Raw genomic sequence first — 22004 nt, 5'->3', positions numbered from 1 at the left:
AACACTGGCTTTTGATGGCTTAACTGTTGGCATGTCTTTTATTGTATTGAATCGAATTAAATACTGACAACACAATAAATGCAACGCCAATCAATCCAGTGATAATCTCAGGCACATGAAACCGTGTCGATAGCAACATAATGATGGCAAGCGCCCCGATGGCATAATGTGCACCATGTTCCAAATAAATAAAATCGCTTAAAGTCCCTTTGTTTACCAAATAAATCGTCATAGAACGAACAAACATCGCACCGATAGCCAAGCCAATCATAATGACGATCACATCATTCGTGATGGCAAAAGCACCAATGACACCATCAAAACTAAAAGACGCATCAAGCACCTCAAGATATAAAAAGCCTGCAATACCACCCTTTAGGATTGTGGATGATACGCCAGCGGTATTTGTGATCTCACGGCCTTTTGCGTCATATACCGCCGCCTTATCGTCACCATCACCCTCTAGGAGTGCCGATAGTACACTCACCCCCAAATAGACCAAAATCCCCCAAATGCCTGCGACCATGACGACACCTTGCTTTGCTTCTTCTACCCAGCTCATAGAGATCATCAAAACAACCAACGCAACAAACACACTCATGGCGTCTACTTTACTAAACTTGACCAAGCGAGACTCTAGCCACTTAAACCAATGCACATCCTTATCGCCAAACATAAAATTTAAGAACACCAGCAATAAAAACATTCCTCCAAATGCTGAGATTTCGGCATGATGTGCATTAAGATGCTCGGCATACTGGACTGGATTATTCAGTGCCAGATGAATCACCTCACCCATACCCAAATTGGCAGTTACTGCGACAATGGCGATTGGAAATATCAATCGCATCCCAAAAACTGCGATCAAAATACCTACGGTCAAAAAAATCTTTTTCCAAAAATCATTCCAACCCTTTAAAATAGAGGCATTCACCACGGCATTATCAAATGATAATGAAATCTCCATGATTGCCAAAATTGCTGTAATGCCCAGTGCCAAAAACATCTCAGAGATGCCACCATGGCTATACCCCCACCATGCTGCAATCACCAAGCAGACAAAAGTAAAAATGATATCAAATAAAAAATGTCGCATAACTGCCTTTATATTATATTAAAAAATATTATATTAAAAATAATTATTTATATTGTATTAAAAATAATTATCAAAAAATCGCCCAGAGAACATCACTACCGAGCGACAGGATTTGCAATTGGCTTAAGAATAATTATACCGCTAAATTCCATACCAATCAATCGACGAATATGTCAGATCTATCATCAATACCACGATGACTTGTCAAAATTAAGCATAACAATATATCAAATCCCTGAAAAAATAAAATTTGCATAAAAAGCTTGTCAAATGATAAAAATCCGCTATAATAGCACGCACAAAAGCGTAATGCTTATAACCAAATTTGGGGACGTGGCGAAATTGGTAGACGCACTGGATTTAGGTTCCAGCGCCGCAAGGTGTGAGAGTTCGAGTCTCTCCGTCCCCACCATTGATTAAATAAAAACAGCAAATCATTCAGCTGTTTTTTTGTCCAAAAATTCCTTAAGGCGTTTTTGTTGTGCATCATAGTCTATCTTATCACGCCGATAAATCTCATAAACACAGTAATCTCCGCACTCGCTGCCGCAGCATTCCCATGCTTCAGGATATTCAGGTTTAGGTAGCAATATTTCATTAAAATCACTTTGACTCATCATCAACCTGTTTGTATTTTAACCTTTGTATTTTAAAATTTGATTAAAGTTAAAAAGCGCTTAAGTTACCCAAAGCGCCTTTTAACTGTTAATAAGACTATTAAGAAATCTGTCAAGACCAATCTCAAGATGATTGATATGATTGCAATGGCTGATCATTCATCGATATAGCTTAACCAATGCTGATACTTATCGCTGCGACCTTGAACAACATCAAAATACAAAGTCTGTAGTTGTTCGGTCAATTCACCACGACCGCCATTGCCTATCATGCGATCATCATATTCACGAATCGGTGTCACTTCAGCCGCTGTACCAGTCATAAACACCTCATCTGCCAAATAAAACTCATCACGAGTAATACGACGCTCAATGACTTTAATGCCCAAATCTTTGGCAAATTCAATAATTGTGCGGCGTGTAATGCCATCAAGTGCACCGCCTGACAAGTCAGGGGTATGTAGCTCGCCATTTTTGACCAAAAATAGGTTCTCACCAGAACCTTGACAGACAAAACCTTGTGGATCCATTAAGATGGCTTCATCGTAGCCATTACGAGTCACCTCTTGGTTGGCTAGGATTGAGACAGGATAATTACTGGCAGCTTTTGCCTTGCACATGGTGACATTTGGGTGATGATGGGTATAGCTTGAGGTTTTAACACGGATACCTTTTTTAATACCTTCTTCGCCCAAATAAGCCCCCCAATGCCATGCAGCAATCGCAGCATGAATGGTATTATCTTTGGCAGCGATACCAAGCTTTTCAGAACCCACCCAAATCAATGGGCGAATGTATGCTGATGCCAAATTATTTAGACGCACAACATCTTTTTGAGCTTGGACAAGCTCATCAAAGCCATAAGTACAATCTAATTGAAAAATTTTGGCAGAGTTTAATAGACGCTCTGTATGCTCTTGTAAACGGAAAATCGCTGTACGCCCATCTGGCGTCTGATACGCACGCACCCCTTCAAACACCGCCAAGCCATAATGTAAGCTGTGAGTCAGCACATGCACCTTAGCATCTGACTGCTCTACCAAGGCACCATCTAGCCACATTTTGCCTTCTTGGGTTGCCATGCTCATAAATTACTCCATATCGGTTGTTAAAATTATTACCATTTAGTATCTCAAGCGATTATATCAGATGCCATAAAAATAATAAAATGGTTTTCTTAGCCAAATTGATTGCTTTTTATTATGTCAAAACACACTTTTCATCATAAATTTTTTGGATTAACCGCTATGTTATTGATCAGCCTAAGACATCTTCCCAAACCTCTCGCACAAATTGGCGTAGCTCATGCCACGCTTGATCATCGACGATATTTTTTTGTTCAGACAAGGCAAGTTCGTGGGTTTTTTTACGCAAGTCCAAATAAGCTTGTGTCAGCTTTTGACAGCGATTGGCGGTCCAAATACCCGTTTTTTCAACTTCCTCAAAAATGCGTACATTATCTGGCCAAATTGCCAAATTTGGGTACTTATTTGCATAGGCAAGCACCATAAATTGAGCCAAAAACTCAATATCTATCAGGCCACCAAAATCTTGTTTTAGATTAAACTGCTCAGTCTCGCCATACGCACGCCGCATTGTTTTTGTACCCAAATGATGTTGCATTTTTTGACGCATTTCAATGACATTTTGTCGTACCTGTGTCTCTTGTCTGGGCGTGGTTAAGACCTGCTTGCGAATACGGTCAAATGCTTGTAGTACCAACACATCGCCCGTCAGCCCTCTTGCCCGAACCAAAGCTTGATGCTCCCAAGCCCAAGCTTTGTCTGTTTGATACATCTTAAAAGCATGGGCAGAAATCACTGGCACGCCAGCATTGCCCGAGGGGCGTAAGCGTGTATCAATCTCATAAGCGCGACCATCACGGGTTTGGGTTGCCAGATAGTTCATGAGTTTTTGGATCAAGCGAGAAGCAAATTTCATGCCACTGATTGGCTTTTCGCCATCGGTTTCGCTTTTTTCGTCAATGCGATGCAAAAACACCAAATCCAAATCCGATGCATAACCCATCTCAAGACCGCCTAATTTTCCATAACCAATGATTGCAAAGCCACAATCAGCGATGCTTGCACGCTCATGAGTATTTAACAAAGGAAAACCGTGCTTGACAGACAACTCATAAAATACTCGATACAATGCCGACTCAAGTACCACTTCAGCGATATAAGTCAAACTGTCAGATACTTTCATGGTGTGCCGCAAACCTAATACATCGGCGGTGGCTACTGCTAAAACTTGAGTTTTTTTGAATAATCGTATGGTGGTCAAATAGCCCTCATCATCAAAAGGCTCTATTCTAAGCAAGCTTTGTCTTAGAATGTCGGTAAGCTCAGCTTTATCAGGCAGATGTAGATAACGCTTTTGAAGGAATGTATCAAGCAGTACAGGATAATGTGCAAGCTCTCGGGCGATCCATAAGCTTGCTGATAGTGTTGGAATTAAACGCACCGTTGCATCTGGATTTTCGCTCAACATCACCAAATAAATTGACCTACGACAAATGGCCTCTAATAACGCAATCAATCTGGGTAAGGCGATTTTTGCCGACTCTGCACCATCTTTTTGGGCATGTGCCAATAAAGCATGCAAAATAATGGGGTAGGCTTGATTAAGCCGATCTTTTGCGACATCATCAAGCCCCATCACCAGCCGAGAACTCATAAACTCATCGAGCACGACTGCTGAATTATCCCCCAACACATCATCCAATGACGACCGAATCTGAGCAGTATCCAAGCTTTCTTGCTTGGGGGCTTGCCTATCTGTTACCATGCGTCCAAACGGTCTGCTGACATTATAACGATGGGCATCCAGCACCGAGCGAAATGCCTTAACCGACTCATAGCCTAAGGTCTTTGCTATGGCAAGCATCTCATCAGAATCACTTGGCAAGCACTGGGTTTGTTGGTCATATCGTGCTTGGATAGCGTGTTCTAAACGGCGTAAAAATCGGTACGCCGCTGCCAGTTGTTTGCTTTCATCATTATCAATATAATCAAGCTCGGTTAATACCGTCAAACAGTCAAGACATGCAGGATTTTCAGCAATACGAATATGGTGACCGCCATAAATCAGGGCAAACGCTTGAACAATAAATTCAATATCACGAATACCGCCTACGCCAAGCTTGACATTATCCAAATCCTGTCTTTGGATTTGCTGATTGATGATCATGGCTTTCATTTCACGCAATGCACTAAACGCACTATAATCAATATAATAGCGATGCACAAAATTTCTTGATAATTGGTTAAGCGTTTGTTCAAATTCATCGCTAATGTCATTGACCACACGCGCCTTTAACCAAGCAAAACGCTCCCAAGTCCGCCCATGTTGGCTAAAATATTTATCCAATGCCGCCATATGCATCACCAGCGGTGAGCCATCCCCCCAAGGACGCAGACGCATATCCACTCGAAAGACAAAACCATGTTCGGTATTTTCATCCAAAAGCTTAATTATGCCACGCCCAAGATCACGCATGAATTTATAATTATCAATGACTTTTTTGCCGTTCGTTTCACCATTATTGATATGCACAAAAATTAGATCGATATCACTGGATAAATTCAACTCTTGTGCGCCCAATTTCCCCATAGCGATGATGGCAAGTTCATCTTTGAGTGTTTTATTTTTTTGGCGAATCATAGGCTCGCCATAGCGTTTGGTCAGCTTGTGATACACAAAATCCTTTGAAAACTGGATACAGCTGTCGGCAAAATCAGACAGCTCATGCGTCAACTCTTCCAAAGAAATCACCGACAAGGCATCTTGCCAAATCCACTTAAGCATCAGCATTTGGCGTAGCTTACGCAGTCCTGACATGACCATCTCTTCATTGGTAAAATCAAGATAATTGGTCTTACCAAGCCCAACAAAACGACGAACCAATGCATCAAAATCTGACCTTGACAAGCTTCGCTCAAAACCATATTCTCCCAAAAATGCTTGGGCGTCATCGCTGTGTTTTTGATAAATTTGAGATGCAAATGGGCTTGCCAGTGATAAGCAGTCAAGCTGAGCTTGATTGGGCATAAAATGCAAAGAAACCATGCAGCCGCCTTAAAATCATATATCAATAAAAAATGACTTGGGCTTATTTTACACCAATTTTTGGGCTATAATAAACGATTATCATGATTTGTTGATTAAAAAGCGACCTTAATTTATGATTTTACTACTTGTTACTTCATCACCGCACAGCCATGCAGGCAAACTTGCAGTTGAATACGCAACCAAGCAATTACACTTGGGTAATCAGATTTCGGTATTTTTTTATGGCGATGGGGCTTATACCGCCAATCGACTGATGTGGCAAACTGCCGATGTACCAAGCGTTGCTAAGCAATGGCAAGCATTATCAAATAATCATGGCATCACCCTGCCCGTCTGCGTTAGTACCGCTTTAGCTCGAGGTGTCTGTGATGCCCAAAATGCCACTCGCCATGGGCTAATCGGTGATAATCTGTTGCCACCGTTTTCTTTGGTTGGACTGTCTGAGCTTGCTATGATGATTGATGATACAACATCAGTGGTACAGTTTTAAGGATAATGTATGAAATTTTTAATTCATATCAATACCGACAGCGAATTAATCAGCTATGAAGCAATTGCTTTGGCACTAACTTTGGCGACATTTGATCATGATATTCAGATTGAGCTGGGTGAAAAAGTTTTAGTTTTACTAAATAATCCCAAAAGCCGAATATATGGCATGATACAGTCTTTGGCACTGTATGATCTTCCCAAAGCATACCATAATTTTCAAGCAGTTGACGCCTTAGATAAGGTCATTCAATTATCATTACAATCAGGCAGTTTGGCATTGGATGACTATGACTCAAAACTTTATTTTCAGTAGATAATTATCACCACTATGAACCATTTACCCAGCCTAGATGACGATGGTCACCTAAAAAATCATACCGATTGGACACCCAAAATCGCACAAAGACTTGCGGATACGATTGGGGTAACGCTTGAAAGCGAGCATTATCAAATCATTGGCGAGGTGCGTGTTTTTTTTGAAACTTATCACCACAGTCCATCAACACGCCCATTAATTAAGCATCTGATGGCAAGCTTGCCCAACCTTGATATTAGCAATCAAAAGCTACAAAAACTGTTTAATACAGGCTTGGTTGCTCGGCATGTCAACCGCATTGCAGGCTTACCCAAGCCACCAAATTGTTTATAATTACTTAATATTAGGATTTACTATGAGTGGATTTTGCACCCTAAATATCGCCTCTACTGATTTGACCATGACAGTATTGATGACACCCGATATGGCGAACTTTTCAGGTAATGTGCATGGCGGTACTATCTTAAAGCTGCTTGACCAAGTCGCCTATGCGTGTGCCAGTCGTTATGCTGGTGGCTATGTAGTGACACTATCGGTTGACCAAGTGATTTTTAAAGAGCCGATTTATGTTGGTGAGCTGGTAACTTTTTTGGCGCGTATTAACCATGTCGGCACCACTTCGATGGAAGTGGGCATACGCGTAGAAGCAGAAAATATCCAAACTCGCACAGCACGTCATACCAACAGTTGTTATTTTAGCATGGTGGCTGTCGACCAAGCGGGTAAGCCTGTGCCTGTACCGCCTTTGGTTGTGGATGATTCTCTTGCCAAACAACGCTACGAAATGGCAAAAAAGCGTAAAGAGTTACGCATAAAGCTTCAGCAACACGACTGGTAAAACCTATGATGCCCACGCCATCTCATCTGACCACCATCTCTATCATTGGACACACTAATGTCGGCAAAACATCGCTACTAAGAACCTTATTACGAGACAGCGATTTTGGTGAAGTAAAAAACGCCTCAGCGACTACACGGCATGTCGTCGCTGTTGATATACTAAGCAAAGACAATGTACCACTAATTACTTTACATGACACACCAGGATTAGAGGACGCCACAGGTGTGATGGATTTTTTGCAGAATCATACCGATGGCCGTGCAGATGGTATGGAACGCTTATCTGTGTTTTTACAAGCAATTCATCATAATGATGCACGATTAGAGGGTGATTTTAGCCAAGAAGCCAAGGTCATCAAAAGCTTACTTGAGGCAGATATTGCACTTTATATCATTGATGCCAAAGAACCCGTACTTGGTAAATATAAAGATGAGCTTGCCATCTTGGCTGGTTCGGGGACGCCAATTTTGCCAGTCTTTAACTTCATCAATGACCCCAATCATCATATGCAGGCTTGGCGAGAAATGCTGTCACGGCGTGCGTTACATGTGGTCAATGCCTTTGATACGGTTGCTTTTGACTTTGAAAATGAAATGGCGTTATGGTCAAATCTTAGCCTACTGTCCAACCACGATCAAAATATCGAAAAGCTCAAGCAAGAACGCAGTGATACATGGCATGAGCTGCTGGAAATTGGCTCTGAGATGATCGCTGATTTTTTAATCAATGTCGCCGCTTATCGCCAAAAAATTGCAAGCGGTGCTGATACGACACCGACATTAAGACAGATGCAAAATGCAGTGCGTCAAGCTGAATCTGTCTTGCATGATCACTTATTAAATTTGTATCAGTTTTATCATCAAAATATCGTCTCTGATTGCCCAGATATCAAAAGCCAAACCCAAGATGTGTTTGATGGCGAGCTATTGGCTCAGTATGGCATACGCACAGCAGGCGGTAGCGTCACGGGAATGATTATCGGTGCAGGCATTGATGTGGCGACTTTGGGTGCAAGCCTTGGGCTTGGCACAGCCATCGGCGGTGTGATTGGTGGACTGCTGCCCAATTCCACCACACTCAAAGATAAAGCCATGGGCGTACAAACACTCATGATTAATGCACCGACGATGACTTTACTTGCCGCTCGTGCCCAAAATCTGCACCACCACCTAAGACATCGTGGGCATGCCAGTCTCTTAGATATTACCGCCAGCGATAAAAACCTGCCTTGGCAGAGCGATAAATTACCAAGCCCAATCAAAAAAGCACGCAGCCATCCCAATTACTCAAGCTTAACTGACAATGATGACGATAAGACAGCTCTTAGATCAGACTTGGCACAACATTTGGCAGAAATTTTAGTGATGCACTTACAAAGACTGGACATAAATCACTAAAAAAGTTTGATCAATGTCCAAATTTTTAAGTCCATGTATTAAATTTAAAATCTAGCCCAATCACATGCACGCAGACAGATTAATTCAATTTAACCAAGTCCAAGCGATTGCCTTCAAACAGCTCCATATCTGGTGCCAAAGTTACCATAAAGCGGTCAAAATATAAAAGCTGCTTGGTTAATAATGCAAAATCTCTAGGGAAATGGATGCCATGACGCTTACCAATATCGACCATTTCTAGCATCATGACATTTAGGCTGTCGTTATTGGCTGGTGCAGGCGTGGACTCAGGCATGATTTTACCAAGCATCCGCCGTAAGTCATTTGCCAGATGATCAATGTTCATCTTATTAGGTGCGTGCGTCATACCAATATTGACCATCGCTTGTGCCATACCATGATAATCGTTCATTTGTAGGCTTTGTACCAAATTAAAACATGCCTGCAGGCTACTTGGTTGAATTTGCCCCATTAAGCCAAAGTCTAAAAAAGCAATTCGTCCATCATCAAGTAGCATCAGATTGCCTGCATGCAAGTCAGCATGAAATTCACCCGTCATCATCAAGGATAAAAACCATGTATCCAAAACATCATTCATGATTTTTTTACTGTCTTTGCCTACTGTACCATCCCAAACAAGCGACTCATCGACCAATGACTTACCGACTAATAAGTCCATGACCAGCACCTTTTTGGTGGATAATCTATGATGTACCTTGGGGGCAGTCACTTGGGTATTACCCACTTGATGTAGATGTGCTAAGAATTTATCAATATGATGGCTCTCCGCCAAAAAGTCAGTTTCTGCCAACATTCTGGCACGCATTTCATCAATAATTGGTGCAAGATTTGCCGCTTTTAGGCTAGGCACTGCTTTTTCTAACACCCAAAATACACTATGCAGCACCCCCAAATCGGTTTGCATGACCGTATCTACACCTGGTTTTTGGATTTTTAGTGCCACTTGTCTGCCATCAGCAAGTACCGCTTTATGCACTTGGGCGATACTGGCAGATGCCAGAGGCTTAGGGTCAATATAAGAAAAAATATCACCCAATCCACGCTCAGGCGTTTCAAGTTCATCAATCAACACTTGGCGGATTTGTTCAAATCGTACTGGCGCTGTCTGGTCTAAACACCCTTGAAAAGCCAAAACATACGCTTTAGGGAAAATAGAAGGCGTGCTTGCGATAAACTGCCCAAGTTTGATATAAGTTACGCCCATCTGCTCAAACGCTTCACGCAAAAGGTACGCATCCATTTTATCACCCTTAGCCATTCTAAGTGCTGACAAGCCTGCAACACTGGCAGTTTTTTGAATACGACCTAAAACATGCACACTTTGGTTCAGTGCTTTTTTGGCGGTAGATACTGGATTTTTTGGTAAAAATGTTGGCATAATCATCGTTTTTTTATGAAATAATTGAAATGGTCATCAAAGACCGTAAATTCAAGAGTACCACAAAAATACTTAAACTGCTTTGGCGGTCATGCGCCACAAACCGAACAATGCTCATCACGGCAAATGTTTAGTTTTTTTAATTGAAATTGCTCACCTTGCCAAATCAGCAATTCATTGGCAATCGGATTGATATGCTTGCCCAAAAAACTAAGTGCAACCTGTGATGCCAAAGCACCAATCACAGATACGGTACTTGCCAACACACCAGAGGTACTACAGTTCATCTCATCGCCTAACGCATCACCAAAGACGCACTGATAACACGCCGTATCAGTCGTATAAAGCGCAATCTGACCTGTCTGAGCGATGGCAGATGTTGATAACAGTGCAAGCTTGTGCTGATGACAAGTGCGATTTAATATATCACGAATCAAAAAATTATCCGTACAATCAATCACAAGATCGGTATGTTTGATGAATTGATCAGTATTGGTTTGGGTGATTTTATCAGTGATGGCGGTGATACTCACCCATTCGTTTTGCTTTTGTAGTGCATCTTTGGCTGCCATCGCTTTAGATTTACCGACATCCAACGCAGTGTATAAAATCTGTCGCTGCAAATTACTGACATCAACAACATCATGATCAATGATATCTATTGAGCCAATCCCTGCTCGCACCAAGATTTGTGCGATAGGACAGCCTAAGCCGCCCATACCCACAATAATCGCATGGCTATTTTTTAGGCGAATTTGTGATGTGACATCCCAATCATCTAGCAAGATTTGACGAGCATATCGCATCATTTCATCATCAGTAAGATGACCATCAACTGTATGACTGTCCATAACACACCTTATTGATCCGCAGTTTATCCACAGTTTTTATATCTCCCAAGCGTTACTCTGTCATTACCCCCATAATCTTGGATCGTATATACATCAAGATAACCAGATGACAAATACAAGTTACGCACTGCCTCCGCTTGGTCAAAACCATGCTCAATTGCCATCAATCCGCCATCTTTGAGATACGCCCTACCTGTTTCAATAATATGGCGAATATCTGTCAAACCATCTTCAGCTGCCACAAGTGCCGTGATTGGCTCATGCTTAAGATTTACCAAATGCTCGTCATTTTCTTTGATGTAAGGGGGGTTACTGACGATAATATCAAATTGACCACTGACTTTCTGCAACCAATGTGATTGCAAAAGTTGACACCGTGCATTCAGGCGATGGTTATTTTGCTCAGCAACTTTAAGTGCTTCAGAAGAGATATCTACCAAAACTACCTGAGCAAATTCCAACTCCAGTGCCAGCGTAATACCAATGCAACCTGTACCTGTACCCAAATCCAAAATATTAACCAAATTTTTGTTGTCTGTTTGGCGGATTTTTTGTTGAGCTTTGGCATAATTTAAGATTATCTCAACCAAAATTTCAGTATCAGCTCTGGGTATCAGCGTATGGGCATTCACCAAAAAATGACGCCCCCAAAAGCTTTGTTGCCCAGTCAGATATGCCAAAGGCTTACCTGCTGACAGCTGCATAATACCTGCGGTAATTTTTGATGATTCCTCCAAAGTTGGCTGATAATCTTCATCCGTCATCAGAAATATAAAGGGTTTATCAAGCACATGCATCAACCAACCATCAAGCCAATGCATTGGTAATACATCAGACTGAAGCTGCTTAAAGATTGCACGAATTTGTTTAATGGTTAGACCTGTTAGGGCTAACCGATTGGATACTTGCATCGCTCATTCATCAATTTGTGGTTGGTTGATATCAATATGCTTATTAACCAAATAAATCAATAATAACACAGGAATACCGATCACAAAGGTAAATCCAAAGAAAAATGCGTAGTTTGTTGCATCAACGATACTACCTGAATAGCCACCAATTAATTTGGGCAACAAAGTCATTAATGATGAAAATAATGCATATTGCACCGCAGTAAACCGAATGGAGGTTAATGCTGATAAAAACGCAATGAATACGGTACTGGCCAAACCTGCTGCCAAATTATCTGTAATGACAGCAAAGTACATCATCGGCACAGTTGGCGTATAAAATAAAAAAATAAATAACAGATTGGTTGTGCAAGCCAAAATCGCACCAAGACTCATCGCTTTGATGATATTTATCTTTTGGGCAAGCCAGCCACCAACAAATCCGCCAGCAATCGAAGCAACCACACCCACAACTTTGACAGCATCGGCAATTTGGGTTTTACTAAAGCCCAAATCTTGATAAAAAATGTTTGAGATATTACCAGCAATAATATCACTGATGCGATACAAGCCAATCAATACCAATAAAAGCACTGCCTTTTGACCATAACGATGAAAAAAATCCACCATAGGATCAACCCAAGTTTTTATAACCATCTCTTTGGGGGCGATTTTGGCTTGGACCAATCCAAAACTTGCCAAACCAAAAGCGATGATACTAAGCATAAATCTCACTGTTCCATAGACAAATTGCAGTAAAACATCATCAGTCTCAGGTAGGATACTACCCATGCCACGAAATACCAAGATGAATGCCAATACAGATAATATAAAGACAACAACAAGTCTCAGGTCGTTTTTTGAGGTTTGGGTGATGGGCTTAACCACTGTTTTTGGTTCTGAAATCACCAGCGTGGTCAAAATACCAATACCCATGACAGCTGCCATAATCAAATAGGTTTTTTGCCATGCCAGATAAGAGTAAGCCTCCATCATTGAACCAAAAAAATCTGCCAAATACAACGCACCTGCACCCGATACAATCATCCCAATGCGATAACCCATAACATAGGTTGCCGATAAAGCAGGCTGCATATCAGCAGGTGCACTCTCAATACGATACGCATCAATCACGATATCTTGGGAAGCTGAAGAAAATCCAAGCAAAACTGCACCTGCCGCCATGATGCTTAACATCGCCTCACCACTTTGAGGGTTGGTCATCGCCATCAAAACCAAAGCAGTAATTACCAAAATTTGGGTGAACAGCAACCAGCTGCGGCGTCTGCCAAGCAGCCGAGTTAATATCGGCAGCGGCAGTGCATCTACCAGCGGTGCCCAAATGAATTTAAATGAATAGCCCAGTGCTGCCCAGCTAAACATCGTCACTGTCGCACGGTCAATGCCTGCTTCACGAAGCCAAAGCCCCAAACTTGAGAAAATTAATAAAATGGGTATGCCTGCTGAAAATCCTAAAAATAACAGTGCAACTGAATGTTTATTAAAATATGCGTGATAAAATGCTTGCCATGCACTTGGTTTTGTGTAAGATTGAGTTATCCTGCTCATAATCATGTCATCCAATTTTAATGGTATCAAATAATAATGCCAAAATGGCGTAAAAATAGGAGATATCTTTCTTTGCATTTTACCTGAATTAGCTGAATTTTGTATACTTTTCTTGTTTTTTTAGTAAATTTTTTTACCTTTTTGGGTAAAAATTCGGTATGATGAGCCAATTTATCTTGACAACTTATTTACTCAAGGAATTTTATGGCTATCGACATTGTCATCAACCAGCGTCATCTACAAATTCAGCTCAAACAGCTTGAGACTGTTTGGCATACTGTGGTGAATGGCTATAATCTTAGCCAAGCAGCTGAGCTTTTGCACACCAGTCAATCCAGCCTATCTAAGCAAATCGCTGCACTTGAAAATCAGCTAAAAGCAGATGTATTTACGCGTCAAGGTAAGCGTTTAACAGGTCTAACCCCTATCGGTCGGGCACTTTTGCCACACATTGAAGCGATTTTTGCTGAAATTCGTACCATTGAGAATTTAAGCCTTGATTTTAATAATGCTCAAGCAGGCACTTTGACTGTTGCCACCACACACACCCAAGCCCGCTATGTCTTACCCCAAATTGTCAAAGAATTTCGTGAAAAATTTGATAAAGTCAACTTAGTATTACAGCAGGCTGATCCTGAAACGATTGCTCAAATGGTGATTCGTGGTCAAGCCGATATTGGTATTGCCACCGAGTCGCTACTTAATAATGCCGTGCTTCGTTGTCATCGCTATTATGATTGGTCGCATGTGGTGATTGTTCCAAAAACACATGAACTGGCAGAATTTGCCGATGTGCCTGATGGTGTTGATTTACCGACCTTAGCCAGTTATCCGATTGTCACTTATCATGGCGGCTTTACGGGTCGTGGCACGATTGATAAGGTCTTTGAAAAAGCAGGATTTTATCCTGACATTGTTTTGGCAGCACTTGATTCAGATGTCATCAGCACTTATGTATCATCAGGGCTTGGCGTTGGTATTATTGCCGAGATGGCATATCAGCCTAAGCATTATCCTGATTTGGTTGCCATTCCTGTGAACCATTTTGGGCGATTTACCAGCTGGATTGCGGTGCGTGACGATAGCGAAATTCGTAAATTTGGTCATGAGTTTATCAAATTATGCCAAGCACAGTTTGACCAAAACTAATTCAAGCCCCAAAAAACCTTTTTAAGCCACCTTTGAGTGATGGTTGTTTGATTTTAAGGGTCAATGAGAATTTACAAAAAATCAAAAAGATTAAAATCCCCAAAATCTCATTTGGGGATTTGTTGTTACAATCACATTAAGCCAAGAATAGATACGCCCATGCGGTTACAATCACGATGGCAACTAAGTTTAGCCAAAAGCCAACTTTCATCATATCTTTTTGTTTGACATGACCCGAACCCATAATGATGGCATTCGGCGGTGTGGCAACTGGCATCATAAATGCACAAGATGCACCAATACCGATAACCATAATCAAAACTTCAGGCGGCAGCCCAAGCTGAACGCCAATTGGTGCAAACAGTGGCACAAGTAAGGCAGCAGATGCGGTATTGCTGGTAAATTCCGTCAAAAAGATGATGAATGCTGCAATCACAAAAATAACCAATAAAGTTGATGAATTGCCCAAGAATGTCGCAATACTTTCACCCAAGACAGCAGACGCACCCGTATCTTTCATCACATCTGATAAAGCAATACCACCGCCAAAGAGCATTAATACGCCCCAGTCAGTATTATCCGAGATTTGCTTCCAGCTGACCAAACCAAGCAGCAATACCGCCACTGCAGCAAATAAAGCGATGACCGTATCAGGATTACTAAAGCCTAAAACAGCACCCAACTGCTTACCAAAAATCCAGCAAGCTGCTGTGGCAATAAAGATAATCGTTGTTAAAATGCGTGGCAAAGTCATCGGAATGGCTTCTTGAGTACCCAGCTCAACACGCTGACCTAAATTTGGGCGTAAGATGGCATACATCGCACCAATCAAAAACGGCATCAGCACAATTGCCATTGGTAAACCAAAACTCATCCATTCACGAAAATCAATACCAAGCTCTTTGGCGGCAATTGTATTAGGCGGCGAGCCAACCAATGTACCCAAACCACCGATAGAGGCAGAATAAGCAATGCCCAAAAGTACAAATAAAAAGGTATTACGATCTTTGTTGGCATCTACTTGGGCCAGCAAACCAATTGCCAGAGGCAACATCATGGCAGCTGTCGCCGTGTTACTAATCCACATGGACAACGCTGCTGTAACACCAAACATCATCATCACAGCACGCCCCAAATGCCCACCAGCCAGCCCAATCAAGCCATAGGCAATTTTTTTATCCAGCTTTTGGACATGCAAGGTAGCTGCTAATGCAAATCCCCCAAAAAAGACAAAGATGATGGGATTGGCAAAACTGGTTAATGCCGCTTTGGTATTAAAATCAGGAATACCAATAAACAACGCAAGCAGCGGCACCAAAATCGCTGTTGCGGTCACATGGATCGCTTCGGTAAGCCATAAAATACCAATGAATGAAAGTAGTGCCAAGCCTTTATTTGCCAAAGGCTCAAATGGTAAAAAAGCATACAGCACATAAGCGATGATGGCTGCAATAACGGTAATCACGATGCCTTTGATGGCATCGGGTCGTACCTCACCTGATGGTGGTACGCCATCATCATCATGCTGAAAATCCGTTCTTAGCGTAAAGTCTGTTTGTTTTGATTGATCTGATTGTGCCATACCAAATCCTTGACCATAATTTTTTATCAATTTAAAATTCAATAATTACCAATAAAAATATAATAACAAAAATACTATAATTTGCAATGATTTTGTGATAATAATAGATAAGGTTTATCCATCTTTTTGATAAACCTTATCTTTTTGGTTTAAATGAACAAACAACTTAACATCAACCCAAAAATTCGTTACAATAACCAAAATACTTTGACCAAATGATAAAAACTATGAGCCACACGACCCCCAAAAACTTTAAAGACGCTTACCAAATCTTACAATCTAATGCCGATAAACTTGAACACTATGATAATTTAGATATTGATAACTTAGTAACACTGGTTGAGGAGTCTTTGGCGGCATACCGTGTTTGTCAATCTCGTATTGAAGCGGTAGAGCAGGCACTGCAATCAGCGTTTGAACAAGCAGAAGTCGCCACGCAAGATAAATCATCTGAATAATTTTTTATACATATTTCATAGATTGACTGAACAATACATAAAATTTAAACAGCCAAATGGCAAACTGAGTCAGTATTTGGCTGTTTAATGTTTATATTTATATTTATGCTTTGATTTCAAAGACCTGCTTAAGATATGCCAAATAAGTATCGTCATCAATCATTGTCTTACCAGGGCTGTCTGACAACTTGGCAACAGGCTGGCCATTACAAGCAACCAGTTTTAGAACAATGTTTAACTGCACTTCACCCAAATCATTCGTTAAATTTGTACCAATTCCAAATCCCGTTTTGATTTTATCTTTAAAATACTGATGTAAATCCCATGCTTTTTGTAGGGTTAGACCATCACTAAAAGTCAAGATTTTGGTTTTTGGGTCAATTTTTAGTTGGTGATAATGGGCGATCGCCTTATCACCCCATTCGTATGGGTCGCCACTATCATGGCGAAGACCATCAAATAACTTGGCAAAATACAAATCAAAATCACGCAAAAACGCATCCATACCAACCACATCGGTCAATGCAATACCCAAGTCACCTCGATATTCTCTCACCCAACTTTCAAGAGCGGCTTTTTGAGAATTTCTTAGGCGGACATCCAATGCCTGAAATGCCTGTAAAAATTCATGTGCCATGGTGCCAATTGGGGTAATACCAAGCTGTTTTGCCAAATAAACATTAGAAGTCCCACGAACAATAAAAGGGCAAGCCTCATGAAGCGATTTGACCACATGATATTGCCAAGCTTTACTAAATCGGCGGCGTGTCCCAAAATCAGCCACCGTAAAAGCGTTATCGGCAGGCATTGGCTGCGTGCTTTGTTTGGCGTGATACTCATGCAATAAGGCAATCTTAGCATCCAGTCGTTTTTGACCTTCTGCCATGATATCATCAGTTGCCAAGCGGCGATAATACAGCTCACTAACAAGACAAAGTACAAAAATCTCAAAAAACATCGCTTGGATCATTGGACCTTCAATGTCAATATTTAAAAAATGATTTTCATCAGTTGAAACGGTGATAAAGCGGCGTTTGAGTGAAAATAATTCTAAATAATCCACAAAATCTGATTTGATAAATCTTAAGCCACGCAGATAATCAAGCTCGTCTTGAGTAAATTTTAGCTGACACAAATAATCCAGCTGCTGCTCAAGATCTGCTTTAATCTCACCCAAAGCAAAGGCGGTTTCATGATTATTACGACAACGAAATCGATATACGCCATGCGTTTGTGGGAATTGGTGTAACATGGCTTGTAGCATGGTAAATTTATACAAATCATTATCAAGCAGCGAGGTGATGATGGGCTGATTATCATTTAAAATCACGCTCATAAGTTTTATCCAAGTTTAGGTAAATGTCAGCCTATCATACACAAAAACTATTGATTGTGCATCAGTTTATCAATCATCTTGCATTCTTATCCCAAACACCTTATCATAATTACATTCGTTTTTAGCATATTATCACAAACTTTGACACCAATCTAATATCATCAATAAAAGCAATATAACATCAACCATCTGACAAACCAAATCGCTTTATTATGAATAAAATCACTCCATCTTCATACCTTGATTTACTTGCTTTGTCCACCGATACGCTGACGGTGCGTCTTTTGGATAATGCCGATTATCAGACCGTGCATGAATCCATGCTAAACCACACATTAAAACGCATTGAGAATAAGAAAATTAATCAGCATCATGCTGATGAGCTATGGATTGTTGAGCATCAAAATGTCTACACACTTGGGCAAGCAAGCAAACCTGAACATATCTTATATCGTACAGACACGCCCATCATTCAAACAGATCGAGGCGGTCAGGTCACTTGGCATGGAGATGGTCAATTGGTCGTGTATTGGCTATTTGATTTACATCGTTTAAATTTTGGCGTAAGAGACTTGGTCAGCCATGCCGAACAAGCCATCATTGATATTATGGCACACTATTTACCCAAAACACTCACCGTCAAAGCACGCCGTGATGCACCCGGTGTATATATTTATAATCATACAGGCGATATGCTTGGCAAGATTGCAAGCTTAGGATTTAAGATTAAGCAAGGTTTTAGCTATCATGGTATCGCCATTAATCTTATCAATGATTTAAGTGCCTTTCATGCCATCAATCCTTGTGGCTATGCAGGGATGCCAATGGCGAAATTATCAAGTTTTGGGCAATTTACAGCAGATGATATGGGGGTATTTATCACCCAGTTGATTAAAAATATTGCTCGTCGGCACGCTGGTTTGGTTGAATTACGACCCCAAGATACGCTAAAATGAGCTTGGTTTTTATTATCTTATTTACTTTATGGAGCAAATCATGGCTGACTTTAATAAAATTCTAGATGCTGGCAATGTTGATGATGGTATCATCAATGTGGTTGTTGAAATTCCGACTGGCTCAAATCATAAAATTGAGTGGAATCGTCATTTGGCATGCTTTGAGCTTGATCGTGTTGAGCCAATTGCCTTTGCCAAACCATGCAACTATGGCTTTATTCCCCAAACCTTAGATGAAGATGGTGATGAATTAGACGCCTTAATCATCACAGAACAGCCTTTGACGACGGGTATTTTTCTTAAAGCCAAAGTCATCGGGGTAATGAAATTTGTGGATGATGGCGAGGTCGACGATAAAGTCATCGTTGTTCCTGCCGATGATCGTAATAATGGCAACGCCTATAATAGTCTTGACGACCTACCACCACAGTTAATAAAGCAACTTGAATTTCATTTTAGTCATTATAAAGACTTAAAAAAACCAGGCTCAACTGTGGTTGAGGGCTTTTTTGATGCCAACACTGCCAAAGAGGTCATCAAAGAAAGCCAAAAACGCTGGACAGAGCAATAAGTCATACATTAAAAAAAATTACTGTTCTTTAAATAATATCATTATAAATAAAATGGCTAAAAAAGATGAGTTTTTAGCCATTTTATTGATTTGTTACCCATTGATATTACAAAGTTTGACTAATAGGATGTTGCTGGCTTATTGATCGGTTCAATTGGTGGCACAACATCAGCATTTTGAGCACGATGACGCAAATAATGATCTAAAATCACCATTGCAAGCATCGCCTCAGCGATTGGTGTGGCACGCACACCCACACAAGGATCATGGCGACCTTTGGTAATCACATCAACCGCTTCACCAGCCAAATTGATTGTTTTACCAGGTGTGGTGATACTGGCGGTCGGCTTTAGAGCGATGGCAACACGAATGCGTTGACCGCTTGAGATACCGCCCAAAATGCCGCCAGCATGATTGCCAGTAAATCCATCAGGCGTTAGCTCATCTCGGCTTTCATGCCCAAATTGAGCTACCACATCAAAACCATCGCCAATTTCTACCGCCTTAACGGCATTGATTGACATCATGGCATGAGCAATATCGGCATCCAGACGATCAAAAACAGGCTCACCAAGCCCGACAGGGACATTTTCGGCAAATATCTCAAGCTTAGCACCGCAACTGGTGCCTTGTTCACGCAGCGATGTCACCAGTGCTTCAAATCTGGGAATGGCATCTTTATCACCACAAAAAAACGGATTGGTATTCACCAAGTCCCAATCAAGTGCATGGGCTTTTTGTGTACCAATTTGGGTAACATGCCCTCGTATCACGATGCCCAAACGCTCTTTGAGGTACTTTTTGGCAATTGCACCTGCTGCCACACGCATGGCTGTTTCACGAGCTGATGAACGACCGCCACCACGATAATCTCGAAAACCATATTTCATGGTATAAGTATAATCGGCGTGATTTGGGCGAAATGTATTGGCAATATTGCCATAATCTTTGGATTTTTGATCAGTATTATAAATCAAAAGCCCAATCGGTGTGCCTGTTGTATGTCCCTCAAAGACACCAGAGATAATCTCAACCTTATCTTCTTCTTTACGCTGGGTGGCAAATTTGGATGTGCCAGGCTTTCGGCGATCGAGCTCACATTGTAAATCTTTAGCATCAAGCTTAAGCCCTGGTGGCACGCCGTCCACAATCGCCATCAAACCTGTGCCATGCGACTCTCCACAGGTTGTTACAGTAAATAGTTGCCCAATGGTATTACCTGCCATGATGCTGCCTTTATCGGATTAATATAAATGCGTTATTTTAGCATATTTTGGGTAATTAAAAAGCAAGATATTGATACCTTGCCTTTTAGATATCATGATGATTAATAAACAATGATTTATAAAAATTTACCGCAACAGACCTTGAATTTTTCGCCAGAACCGCATAAACATGGCTGCTTGCCACTCAAAGTGATTGGCAATGTCGGATCAAGAAAATACCACCGATTTTGTCCATTTTCATTGATTTTAACAAATGCCGAACACTCATTATGACACCCTTGAACGCCCAACTCTTCAAAATACGCACAAAAATGCACTTGGGCATGACGCTTACCAATTTTAGGCGTAGTAGATATTATCTTAAGATAAGTCCACCAAGTTTGCTCTGCCCATGCCTTTAGTGCAGCGACATCCAAAAGCGGTTGCAAAGCTGGTAGAGTGGTTTGTACGATGTAATCAATATTTTGAATGACAAACGCACTGTAGCGAGATCGCATCAAACATTCGGCAGTGGGTGCAAACTCATCACCGCCATGATATCGATGGCAGCAGTGAGTATAGCATTTTAGTGAGCCACACGGGCAGTTATCATCTACTTTTATCATCTACTTTCACAAGGTGATTTTCTCAAGTAAGGTTTTTTGGGCATCGTGTGTGCCACCTGATACTAAAAGCGGTTGCCACTTCCCATCACCCAACAGCTCCCAAGCCTGTACATCATCTTTTAGATAATTCATCAAGCCATCTTCATAGATTTTCTTAAATATCTTTTTATCAAGTATAGGAAATGCCACTTCAACACGATGCAATAAATTTCGATCCATTAAGTCCGCTGAGCTACAGTACAGACGCTCTTCCCCACCATTGGCAAAATAATATACTCGGGTATGTTCAAGAAAACGCCCGACAATTGAGCGAACACGGATATTCTCAGACAGACCGACCACTTGCGGACGAAGGCAGCAAATAGAACGCACGATCAAATCAATTTGAACGCCTGCGATACTTGCTTCATATAATTTATTAATGATTTTGCATTCGGTGAGTGCATTAAATTTCATGATGATACGCCCTTTTTTGCCAGCTTTGACATGGGCAATCTCATGATCAATCAAACGCATCAAGGTATCATGGAGCGTAAATGGTGCATGTAAAATTTGTTTTGATGGCAGTGGTCTACCCAT

General features: G+C 41.1%; 21 protein-coding genes, 1 tRNA gene and 1 pseudogene. 10 read left to right on the top strand and 13 right to left on the bottom strand.

Features of this window, described 5'->3' with window-relative positions; genetic code table 11:
- Window positions 1-19 precede the first annotated feature (19 nt).
- Window positions 20-1096, bottom strand: a complete 1077-nt coding sequence (locus tag HMPREF2573_RS03015) for a DUF475 domain-containing protein (RefSeq protein ID WP_003660013.1) — start codon at window positions 1094-1096, stop codon at window positions 20-22.
- Window positions 1097-1423: 327 nt separating this feature from the next.
- Here HMPREF2573_RS03015 and HMPREF2573_RS03010 point away from each other — a divergent pair.
- Window positions 1424-1508 (top strand) — tRNA-Leu (locus HMPREF2573_RS03010).
- A gap of 22 nt (window positions 1509-1530) precedes the next feature.
- On the opposite strand, the gene HMPREF2573_RS03005 is transcribed toward HMPREF2573_RS03010, so the two are convergent.
- The 3 genes from HMPREF2573_RS03005 to glnE all read right to left on the bottom strand — a co-directional run bounded on the left by HMPREF2573_RS03005 (window position 1531) and on the right by glnE (window position 5784).
- The gene (locus HMPREF2573_RS03005; protein WP_003666498.1) at window positions 1531-1716 is read right to left on the bottom strand and encodes an oxidoreductase-like domain-containing protein; all 186 of its coding nucleotides are present in this window, start codon (window positions 1714-1716) and stop codon (window positions 1531-1533) included.
- 152 nt (window positions 1717-1868) lie between these two features.
- Window positions 1869-2801, bottom strand: a complete 933-nt coding sequence (locus tag HMPREF2573_RS03000) for a branched-chain amino acid transaminase (protein WP_070472513.1) — start codon at window positions 2799-2801, stop codon at window positions 1869-1871.
- Between the two features lie 169 nt (window positions 2802-2970).
- Window positions 2971-5784: a bifunctional [glutamate--ammonia ligase]-adenylyl-L-tyrosine phosphorylase/[glutamate--ammonia-ligase] adenylyltransferase gene (gene glnE / locus HMPREF2573_RS02995; RefSeq protein ID WP_003664504.1), complete on the bottom strand. Its 2814-nt coding sequence runs from the start codon at window positions 5782-5784 to the stop codon at window positions 2971-2973.
- A gap of 115 nt (window positions 5785-5899) precedes the next feature.
- Between glnE and tusD the strand changes: the two genes are divergently transcribed.
- From tusD to HMPREF2573_RS02970, 5 genes are read left to right on the top strand one after another with little or no spacing between them, the layout of a single operon-like run.
- Window positions 5900-6277 (top strand): sulfurtransferase complex subunit TusD, encoded by a 378-nt coding sequence (gene tusD, locus HMPREF2573_RS02990; RefSeq protein WP_003660017.1) that lies wholly within the window; start codon window positions 5900-5902, stop codon window positions 6275-6277.
- Between the two features lie 9 nt (window positions 6278-6286).
- Window positions 6287-6592 (top strand): hypothetical protein, encoded by a 306-nt coding sequence (locus HMPREF2573_RS02985; RefSeq protein ID WP_003673216.1) that lies wholly within the window; start codon window positions 6287-6289, stop codon window positions 6590-6592.
- A 15-nt stretch (window positions 6593-6607) separates the two neighbouring features.
- Window positions 6608-6928, top strand: coding sequence for a TusE/DsrC/DsvC family sulfur relay protein (locus HMPREF2573_RS02980; protein ID WP_003673217.1), 321 nt, complete (start codon window positions 6608-6610; stop codon window positions 6926-6928).
- Window positions 6929-6950: 22 nt separating this feature from the next.
- A complete protein-coding gene (locus HMPREF2573_RS02975) occupies window positions 6951-7433 on the top strand; it encodes an acyl-CoA thioesterase (protein WP_003660020.1) in 483 nt (160 codons plus the stop codon).
- A gap of 5 nt (window positions 7434-7438) precedes the next feature.
- Window positions 7439-8833, top strand: coding sequence for a DUF3482 domain-containing protein (locus HMPREF2573_RS02970; protein ID WP_070472510.1), 1395 nt, complete (start codon window positions 7439-7441; stop codon window positions 8831-8833).
- Window positions 8834-8912: 79 nt separating this feature from the next.
- Here the strand turns inward: HMPREF2573_RS02970 and HMPREF2573_RS02965 are convergent, their stop codons facing one another.
- From HMPREF2573_RS02965 to HMPREF2573_RS02950, 4 genes are all read right to left on the bottom strand, one after another.
- Complete coding sequence (locus tag HMPREF2573_RS02965) at window positions 8913-10238, bottom strand: ABC1 kinase family protein (RefSeq protein ID WP_003662577.1); 1326 nt, start codon at window positions 10236-10238, stop codon at window positions 8913-8915.
- Window positions 10239-10321: 83 nt separating this feature from the next.
- On the bottom strand, window positions 10322-11083 hold the full coding sequence (locus HMPREF2573_RS02960; RefSeq protein WP_003660127.1) for a HesA/MoeB/ThiF family protein: 762 nt from the start codon (window positions 11081-11083) through the stop codon (window positions 10322-10324).
- A 23-nt stretch (window positions 11084-11106) separates the two neighbouring features.
- Window positions 11107-11994, bottom strand: a complete 888-nt coding sequence (gene prmC / locus HMPREF2573_RS02955; protein ID WP_003664668.1) for a peptide chain release factor N(5)-glutamine methyltransferase — start codon at window positions 11992-11994, stop codon at window positions 11107-11109.
- Between the two features lie 3 nt (window positions 11995-11997).
- Window positions 11998-13542, bottom strand: coding sequence for an AmpG family muropeptide MFS transporter (locus HMPREF2573_RS02950; protein ID WP_003673219.1), 1545 nt, complete (start codon window positions 13540-13542; stop codon window positions 11998-12000).
- A 204-nt stretch (window positions 13543-13746) separates the two neighbouring features.
- On the opposite strand from HMPREF2573_RS02950, the gene HMPREF2573_RS02945 reads away from it, so the two are divergent.
- Window positions 13747-14691, top strand: a complete 945-nt coding sequence (locus HMPREF2573_RS02945) for a LysR substrate-binding domain-containing protein (RefSeq protein ID WP_003660131.1) — start codon at window positions 13747-13749, stop codon at window positions 14689-14691.
- A gap of 136 nt (window positions 14692-14827) precedes the next feature.
- Here HMPREF2573_RS02945 and HMPREF2573_RS02940 read toward each other — a convergent pair whose 3' ends face one another.
- Window positions 14828-16273 (bottom strand): SLC13 family permease, encoded by a 1446-nt coding sequence (locus tag HMPREF2573_RS02940; RefSeq protein WP_003660133.1) that lies wholly within the window; start codon window positions 16271-16273, stop codon window positions 14828-14830.
- Window positions 16274-16500: 227 nt separating this feature from the next.
- Here HMPREF2573_RS02940 and xseB point away from each other — a divergent pair, with 227 nt between their 5' ends.
- Window positions 16501-16731, top strand: coding sequence for an exodeoxyribonuclease VII small subunit (gene xseB / locus HMPREF2573_RS02935; RefSeq protein ID WP_003660134.1), 231 nt, complete (start codon window positions 16501-16503; stop codon window positions 16729-16731).
- Between the two features lie 103 nt (window positions 16732-16834).
- Here the strand turns inward: xseB and pncB are convergent, their stop codons facing one another.
- Window positions 16835-18067, bottom strand: a complete 1233-nt coding sequence (gene pncB / locus HMPREF2573_RS02930) for a nicotinate phosphoribosyltransferase (RefSeq protein WP_003662569.1) — start codon at window positions 18065-18067, stop codon at window positions 16835-16837.
- A gap of 212 nt (window positions 18068-18279) precedes the next feature.
- Between pncB and lipB the strand changes: the two genes are divergently transcribed.
- Window positions 18280-19023, top strand: a complete 744-nt coding sequence (lipB, locus tag HMPREF2573_RS02925; RefSeq protein WP_070472507.1) for a lipoyl(octanoyl) transferase LipB — start codon at window positions 18280-18282, stop codon at window positions 19021-19023.
- Window positions 19024-19063: 40 nt separating this feature from the next.
- Window positions 19064-19594 carry an inorganic diphosphatase gene (locus HMPREF2573_RS02920; RefSeq protein WP_003660140.1) on the top strand — a complete coding sequence of 177 codons (531 nt, stop codon included), beginning with the start codon at window positions 19064-19066 and terminating at the stop codon, window positions 19592-19594.
- 119 nt (window positions 19595-19713) lie between these two features.
- On the opposite strand, the gene aroC is transcribed toward HMPREF2573_RS02920, so the two are convergent.
- The 3 genes and pseudogenes from aroC to HMPREF2573_RS02905 all read right to left on the bottom strand — a co-directional run.
- Complete coding sequence (gene aroC / locus HMPREF2573_RS02915; RefSeq protein ID WP_003660142.1) at window positions 19714-20820, bottom strand: chorismate synthase; 1107 nt, start codon at window positions 20818-20820, stop codon at window positions 19714-19716.
- Between the two features lie 116 nt (window positions 20821-20936).
- A complete protein-coding gene (locus tag HMPREF2573_RS02910; RefSeq protein ID WP_003660143.1) occupies window positions 20937-21425 on the bottom strand; it encodes a YchJ family protein in 489 nt (162 codons plus the stop codon).
- 6 nt (window positions 21426-21431) lie between these two features.
- Window positions 21432-22004: pseudogene (locus HMPREF2573_RS02905) on the bottom strand (RNA degradosome polyphosphate kinase); the annotation flags it as partial.

This window comes from Moraxella sp. HMSC061H09 (genome assembly GCF_001809255.1).
In the GTDB taxonomy this organism is placed as follows: domain Bacteria; phylum Pseudomonadota; class Gammaproteobacteria; order Pseudomonadales; family Moraxellaceae; genus Moraxella; species Moraxella catarrhalis.
Note: the sequence above shows the minus strand (reverse complement) of the source record. Positions and strands in the feature narration are given on the sequence as shown.

Coding starts and splice junctions, on each gene's coding strand:
- HMPREF2573_RS03015 (WP_003660013.1), bottom strand. CDS start 1,096: ATGCGACATTTTTTATTTGATATCATTTTTACTTTTGTCTGCTTGGTG.
- HMPREF2573_RS03005 (WP_003666498.1), bottom strand. CDS start 1,716: ATGATGAGTCAAAGTGATTTTAATGAAATATTGCTACCTAAACCTGAA.
- HMPREF2573_RS03000 (WP_070472513.1), bottom strand. CDS start 2,801: ATGAGCATGGCAACCCAAGAAGGCAAAATGTGGCTAGATGGTGCCTTG.
- glnE (WP_003664504.1), bottom strand. CDS start 5,784: ATGGTTTCTTTGCATTTTATGCCCAATCAAGCTCAGCTTGACTGCTTA.
- tusD (WP_003660017.1), top strand. CDS start 5,900: ATGATTTTACTACTTGTTACTTCATCACCGCACAGCCATGCAGGCAAA.
- HMPREF2573_RS02985 (WP_003673216.1), top strand. CDS start 6,287: ATGAAATTTTTAATTCATATCAATACCGACAGCGAATTAATCAGCTAT.
- HMPREF2573_RS02980 (WP_003673217.1), top strand. CDS start 6,608: ATGAACCATTTACCCAGCCTAGATGACGATGGTCACCTAAAAAATCAT.
- HMPREF2573_RS02975 (WP_003660020.1), top strand. CDS start 6,951: ATGAGTGGATTTTGCACCCTAAATATCGCCTCTACTGATTTGACCATG.
- HMPREF2573_RS02970 (WP_070472510.1), top strand. CDS start 7,439: ATGATGCCCACGCCATCTCATCTGACCACCATCTCTATCATTGGACAC.
- HMPREF2573_RS02965 (WP_003662577.1), bottom strand. CDS start 10,238: ATGATTATGCCAACATTTTTACCAAAAAATCCAGTATCTACCGCCAAA.
- HMPREF2573_RS02960 (WP_003660127.1), bottom strand. CDS start 11,083: ATGGACAGTCATACAGTTGATGGTCATCTTACTGATGATGAAATGATG.
- prmC (WP_003664668.1), bottom strand. CDS start 11,994: ATGCAAGTATCCAATCGGTTAGCCCTAACAGGTCTAACCATTAAACAA.
- HMPREF2573_RS02950 (WP_003673219.1), bottom strand. CDS start 13,542: ATGAGCAGGATAACTCAATCTTACACAAAACCAAGTGCATGGCAAGCA.
- HMPREF2573_RS02945 (WP_003660131.1), top strand. CDS start 13,747: ATGGCTATCGACATTGTCATCAACCAGCGTCATCTACAAATTCAGCTC.
- HMPREF2573_RS02940 (WP_003660133.1), bottom strand. CDS start 16,273: ATGGCACAATCAGATCAATCAAAACAAACAGACTTTACGCTAAGAACG.
- xseB (WP_003660134.1), top strand. CDS start 16,501: ATGAGCCACACGACCCCCAAAAACTTTAAAGACGCTTACCAAATCTTA.
- pncB (WP_003662569.1), bottom strand. CDS start 18,067: ATGAGCGTGATTTTAAATGATAATCAGCCCATCATCACCTCGCTGCTT.
- lipB (WP_070472507.1), top strand. CDS start 18,280: ATGAATAAAATCACTCCATCTTCATACCTTGATTTACTTGCTTTGTCC.
- HMPREF2573_RS02920 (WP_003660140.1), top strand. CDS start 19,064: ATGGCTGACTTTAATAAAATTCTAGATGCTGGCAATGTTGATGATGGT.
- aroC (WP_003660142.1), bottom strand. CDS start 20,820: ATGGCAGGTAATACCATTGGGCAACTATTTACTGTAACAACCTGTGGA.
- HMPREF2573_RS02910 (WP_003660143.1), bottom strand. CDS start 21,425: ATGATAAAAGTAGATGATAACTGCCCGTGTGGCTCACTAAAATGCTAT.